The organism is Paraburkholderia sp. SG-MS1 (genome assembly GCF_012275575.1).
In the GTDB taxonomy this organism is placed as follows: Bacteria; Pseudomonadota; Gammaproteobacteria; order Burkholderiales; family Burkholderiaceae; genus Paraburkholderia.
In genome coordinates, this window is the sequence record NZ_NPIH01000244.1 from 1 (window position 1) to 5,808 (window position 5,808).

At 62.4% G+C, this 5,808-nt stretch carries 4 protein-coding genes; 1 reads left to right on the plus strand and 3 read right to left on the minus strand.

Annotated features, from left to right (window positions below):
- Both CIC12_RS24245 and CIC12_RS24250 read right to left on the minus strand, forming a co-directional pair.
- A partial coding sequence (locus CIC12_RS24245; protein ID WP_168667748.1) for an MFS transporter occupies positions 1-1,407 on the minus strand: 1,407 nt, incomplete at its 3' end.
- A 103-nt stretch (positions 1,408-1,510) separates the two neighbouring features.
- Positions 1,511-3,094 (minus strand): class II aldolase/adducin family protein, encoded by a 1,584-nt coding sequence (locus CIC12_RS24250; RefSeq protein ID WP_168667750.1) that lies wholly within the window; start codon positions 3,092-3,094, stop codon positions 1,511-1,513.
- Between the two features lie 417 nt (positions 3,095-3,511).
- Between CIC12_RS24250 and CIC12_RS24255 the strand changes: the two genes are divergently transcribed.
- The gene (locus CIC12_RS24255; protein ID WP_238812867.1) at positions 3,512-4,375 is read left to right on the plus strand and encodes a LysR substrate-binding domain-containing protein; all 864 of its coding nucleotides are present in this window, start codon (positions 3,512-3,514) and stop codon (positions 4,373-4,375) included.
- A gap of 68 nt (positions 4,376-4,443) precedes the next feature.
- Here CIC12_RS24255 and CIC12_RS24260 read toward each other — a convergent pair.
- The coding region (locus CIC12_RS24260; RefSeq protein WP_168667752.1) for an MFS transporter at positions 4,444-5,808 on the minus strand (1,365 nt) is incomplete at its 5' end.

Genomic DNA, 5,808 nt, shown 5'->3' on the forward strand with positions numbered 1-5,808 from the left:
CTTCTGCCGCGAATCGACCTTGACGGTAAACACCAGAATGACCGCGGCGCCCACGAGCGGCAGCGTGAAGTAGTAGATGATCTGATGAATCATTGTGCCCAGCGTCAGCAGCCAGCCCAGCACGAACGGCCCCGTAATCGATCCAATCCGCGCACACGCGACCACCAGCCCCGATGCGAGCGCTCGCACCCGCGTCGGAAACAGCTCGCTGCTCAGCGTGTAGAAGATCGGCACCACCCCGCCCGAGAAGAACTGGTAACCCACGTTGCACGCCACGATGATCGCGATCGGATAGCGGTATTCGAACGCCAGACCGAAGCCGAAAAAGCACAGTGCACTGAGCCCCGAGAGCAGCAGCATCGCCCACTTGCGCGGCATCCGCTCCTGCAGCCACATACCGAAGATCTGCCCAAGCGGCGTGGTCGCCAGCACGATCATCGTGAACGTGAAGCTGCGCGTGAGCGTGAAGCCCTGGCGGATGAAGATCGACGGCAGCCACGTGCCGAAGCCGACCACCTGGATGTTGTTGGCGAGCTGGAACAGCCCGAGTACCGCAATCGTCAGCGCCGAGAAGCGCAGCACGGAGAATTGCTGCCCCATCGACGGCCGCGCAGTGTTCGCCGGCTGCGCGTTCGAGTCCGGCGCAACCAGTTCGAGCGACCGGTATCCCGCGCGGTCGGCGAGCCGCCGCACGATCTGCCCCGCTTCCTCGACGCGCCCCTGCTGCAGCAGGAACCGCACCGACTCCGGCATGAAACGGCGTACGTAGATGATCATCAACGCCGGACTCACGCCAACCCAGAACAGCGCACGCCAGCCGAAGCTCGGCACGATCAGCGTGGCCGCGACCGCACACACGAACCAGCCCGTCGAATAGCCGATCGCGCCCGAGCCGATGAAGATGTGCCGCAGGCGCTTCGGCGAATACTCCGCCAGCAGCGAGAACGCCACCGGAAACTCAGCCGCGATGCCCATTCCCGCGATAAAACGCGCAATCAGCAGCACTTCGTAGCTCGGCGCAATCGCGCTCAGAAAAGTGCCGAACGCGTACGCGAACAGCGCGCACTGAAAGATCGGCCTGCGCCCGATCCGGTCGGCAAGCGGTGCAAACAGCAGCGCGCCGAGAAGAAGACCAATATTGGTCACCGAGCCGATCGCGCCCGCCTGCGTCGCGCTGATGTGGAATTCCTTGATGATCAAAGGCAATGCAAACGAGGTCGTCTGGAAATCGAACCCGTCCAGCACCTGCGCGACGATGCAGCCCAGCAGCAGCGTCCATAGAAAACCGTTCATCGGACAATGGTCGAGAAAGTCCGTGTAACTCATCTTGCTCGCGCCCGCGAACGGCGACGCCGCCTGCGCAGTACCACTTTCGAACCTTCTCCGACCTTCTGCCAGCTCCGCCATGCTTCGTCTCCTTCCAGTCCGCGTCGTGCGGTTTCAGTGCAACGGAATACTTACGTTCCGTCGTGTGCATTTTCGTGACGGCGGGATTGTCGCCGCCTGAGTCCTACCGCGCTGCCGATCTTGACAGCGATTCGACACCGGCCGCAGCCCGTTGCACCGCCAGCGGCGCACCTGCGCTCGTCGCGGCATTGACGACGCCCGACGACGCCGGCACATTGCTTCCGCTCGCACCGCCAATCGGCTCGAGTCCGCTTTCGACAATCGAATCGACGGCTGCCGCCGATGTCAGATAGCGGATCACGCAACGCGCCAGCGCCGCATTGCGGCTCCATGCGGGAATACCGATCGCCACGTTCGTCACCGCTTGCAGCTCAGCAGGAATCGGCGTGATATGAGCAATGCCCGGCACAGGCCGCAATTCGCTAAATTGCTGAAACGCGAGATCCGCCTCGCCGCGCGCGACCAATGCACCGGTGCGCTCGCCACCGCCCACAAAGCGGCTTTTCGGCATGCATTCATCCGCGATTCCGAGTCGCTGATAAAGCTCGGTGGTCAAATACCTGCCACTCGCGCTCGCCGAATAAGCGATCGTGCGCGCCTGAAGAAACGTCCGTCTGAGCGCTTCCTCACAACTGACGTCAGGCGCCGGTGCACCCTCGCGCACGGCCACCGCAACCGACGAGCGCGCCACCAGCCTGCAGCTGTCGGGCAAGACATAGCCCGCGTCGAGGAACTGCTCCATGTTCGGCTCGGCGACGATCACGAGATCGACCGGTTCGAAACGCTTGAGCCGGCTAGGAATCGACTCGTCGCCTGTGCCGATCGACGTCGTGACGGTCACCACCCTCTTGCCGGTCAGCGCTTCGAGCGCTGGCATCAGCGCGAGGTACGCAGCCGTGAAGACGCCGGACGTCATCACGCGAATCGTGTCCGCGTCGTCGCGCGCGGCGGGGTCGCTTGCCGCCGATCGAACAGCGGTGACGGCGAGCGACGGGTCACCAACATGGATGCGGGGAGCGTCGGCGTCTTCGGCTTCGACGAGCGCCCAGACTCGGCGGAACGGTCCGCGCGTGGCAATCAGCTCCGCACCGGCCGACGCCGCCGTTTCGTCGTCGATCCACTTCGGTTCGCCGAGCGTCGCGCTAATGCATGCACGGTGCGCGTTTTCCTCGAACAAAAACGCACTCGCCACGGCTTCCTCGACGCTCGCGCCCGTCACCGTCGCACCATGCGCGCACATCAGCACCGCGCGATGCCGGCCCAGCGCGTGCGCAAGATAGGCGCCACGCGTGCGGTCGCTGACGAGGCGCGGGTCGTCGTAAGTCGGAATGCCGTCATGAAACAGCGTGCCCATCAGGTGAACCGGCCGCAGACGCTGTCCGCTCGTCGTGAATGCCGTCGAGTACATCCCGTGATAGTGAATCACCGCATTGACGTCGGCCCGCGCAGCCAGCACTTCAAGATGAATCGGATATTCGCCCGGCGGGTCGCCCGCGCCTTCGAGCTTGCGCCCCTGCATATCCATGATCACGAAGTCTTCTGCCGTCGCCTGCATTCCAAGCGAGTGGCGCGTGATCATGAACCGGTCATCCGGCAGGCGCACGCCGATATGGCCGAAGCCTTCGATGAAGCCACGGCGATACAGAAACCGCCATGCCTTCAATGTGTTTGCGATCAGGTCGGTCATAGCTTATTTCCGCTGCGCCGATTGAGCGGCGGCAGCATGGTGTTGTCCGTGTTATGCGTTGATCGGGTGGTGACAGATGCAAGGCCGCTTCAGGCGGCCGCCGCCGATCGCCATGCGGCAATTCGGTTTTGTGCGTGTCTCCATTTGAAGTATTCCTTGTTAAATCACTCCACCGTTTGATCCGTCGATCAAATTCGGAGTCCGCGCTAAGTGCTCTCTTGGCTGCGTGCCATCCGGGTGATCGGTGCAGGGAAACTATAGGTTCCGAGCCGCATCCAGAACAATCCAACAATTTGTGCGAATCGATTAGTGGGGCTTATATATTTTGAGTGCCACATTGCAAATGCCGCCACACGATCCGCAATAAGCTTGGTCACAGGGAAGACCCGAAGACAATCCATTCACGCGACACTGAATATGCCCACAATGAACATCGTCAACCTGGACATGGAGTTATTGCGCACCTTTGCCGCAATTGCCGAGCGCGAGTCGTTTGCGGCAGCGGCCGAGTCGGTCCACCGCACACAATCCGCGGTCACGCAACAGATGCAACGACTCGAAGCACAGGTCGGACGAACGCTGTTTCGCAAACAGGGCCGCGAAAAGCGGCTCACCGACGACGGCATGAAACTGCTCGACTACTCGAGGCGAATGCTCACGCTCAACGATGAAGCGTGCGCGGCGATTGCCGGATCGGCAGTGACTGGTGAAGTGCGGCTCGGTGCGCCGGTCGACGTGGCCGACTCGATCCTGCCGAATCTGCTGCAACGCTTTTCGAAGTCGTTTCCGAGCTTGCGCATGACGATCGACGTCGGCCGCAGCCCGTTCCTGATGGAAGCGATGAAAGCCGGCGAGATCGATATGACCATCTCTCCGCGCGACCAGCCGGAATTTCGTCGTGTGACGCTGCGCGCATCGCCAAGCGCCTGGATCTGCGCGGCGGACTATTGCTATGATCGTTCGCAGCCGCTCGATCTGATCATTGCCGATGAGCCGAGTCTGTTCCGGCGCATGGCATTGGAACGGCTCGAGCACGCCAAGATGGCGTGGCGGGTGACCTACGTCGCCCCAACGTTGCCGGGAATTCGCGCGGCGGTACGCGCTGGACTGGGCGTGACGGCGCGATCGATTGAAATGATGGGCCCGGACTTCCGGGTATTAGGAGAATCGGACGGGCTGCCCACATTGCCGGATGTGCAATATCACCTGTATCTGGGCTCGGCGCCTAATCTGCCGGCACGGCAGTTGTTCGATTCATTGGGAGGCGCGTTGCGCATCTGACGCCGCGCGCCTCCTTAGCGGTCCGACCGTACTGTCGCAGACGCGTTCGCAGCCGTCCTGCGCTCGTGTCATTCACCCGACGCATGATTGACTTCCTCAAGCGCCTTCTGCCGCGAATCGACCTTGACGGTAAACACCAGAATGACCGCGGCGCCCACGAGCGGCAGCGTGAAGTAGTAGATGATCTGATGAATCATTGTGCCCAGCGTCAGCAGCCAGCCCAGCACGAACGGCCCCGTAATCGATCCAATCCGCGCACACGCGACCACCAGCCCCGATGCGAGCGCTCGCACCCGCGTCGGAAACAGCTCGCTGCTCAGCGTGTAGAAGATCGGCACCACCCCGCCCGAGAAGAACTGGTAACCCACGTTGCACGCCACGATGATCGCGATCGGATAGCGGTATTCGAACGCCAGACCGAAGCCGAAAAAGCACAGTGCACTGAGCCCCGAGAGCAGCAGCATCGCCCACTTGCGCGGCATCCGCTCCTGCAGCCACATACCGAAGATCTGCCCAAGCGGCGTGGTCGCCAGCACGATCATCGTGAACGTGAAGCTGCGCGTGAGCGTGAAGCCCTGGCGGATGAAGATCGACGGCAGCCACGTGCCGAAGCCGACCACCTGGATGTTGTTGGCGAGCTGGAACAGCCCGAGTACCGCAATCGTCAGCGCCGAGAAGCGCAGCACGGAGAATTGCTGCCCCATCGACGGCCGCGCAGTGTTCGCCGGCTGCGCGTTCGAGTCCGGCGCAACCAGTTCGAGCGACCGGTATCCCGCGCGGTCGGCGAGCCGCCGCACGATCTGCCCCGCTTCCTCGACGCGCCCCTGCTGCAGCAGGAACCGCACCGACTCCGGCATGAAACGGCGTACGTAGATGATCATCAACGCCGGACTCACGCCAACCCAGAACAGCGCACGCCAGCCGAAGCTCGGCACGATCAGCGTGGCCGCGACCGCACACACGAACCAGCCCGTCGAATAGCCGATCGCGCCCGAGCCGATGAAGATGTGCCGCAGGCGCTTCGGCGAATACTCCGCCAGCAGCGAGAACGCCACCGGAAACTCAGCCGCGATGCCCATTCCCGCGATAAAACGCGCAATCAGCAGCACTTCGTAGCTCGGCGCAATCGCGCTCAGAAAAGTGCCGAACGCGTACGCGAACAGCGCGCACTGAAAGATCGGCCTGCGCCCGATCCGGTCGGCAAGCGGTGCAAACAGCAGCGCGCCGAGAAGAAGACCAATATTGGTCACCGAGCCGATCGCGCCCGCCTGCGTCGCGCTGATGTGGAATTCCTTGATGATCAAAGGCAATGCAAACGAGGTCGTCTGGAAATCGAACCCGTCCAGCACCTGCGCGACGATGCAGCCCAGCAGCAGCGTCCATAGAAAACCGTTCATCGGACAATGGTCGAGAAAGTCCGTGTAACTCATCTT

Coding starts and splice junctions, on each gene's coding strand:
- CIC12_RS24250 (WP_168667750.1), bottom strand. CDS start 3,094: ATGACCGACCTGATCGCAAACACATTGAAGGCATGGCGGTTTCTGTAT.
- CIC12_RS24255 (WP_238812867.1), top strand. CDS start 3,512: ATGCCCACAATGAACATCGTCAACCTGGACATGGAGTTATTGCGCACC.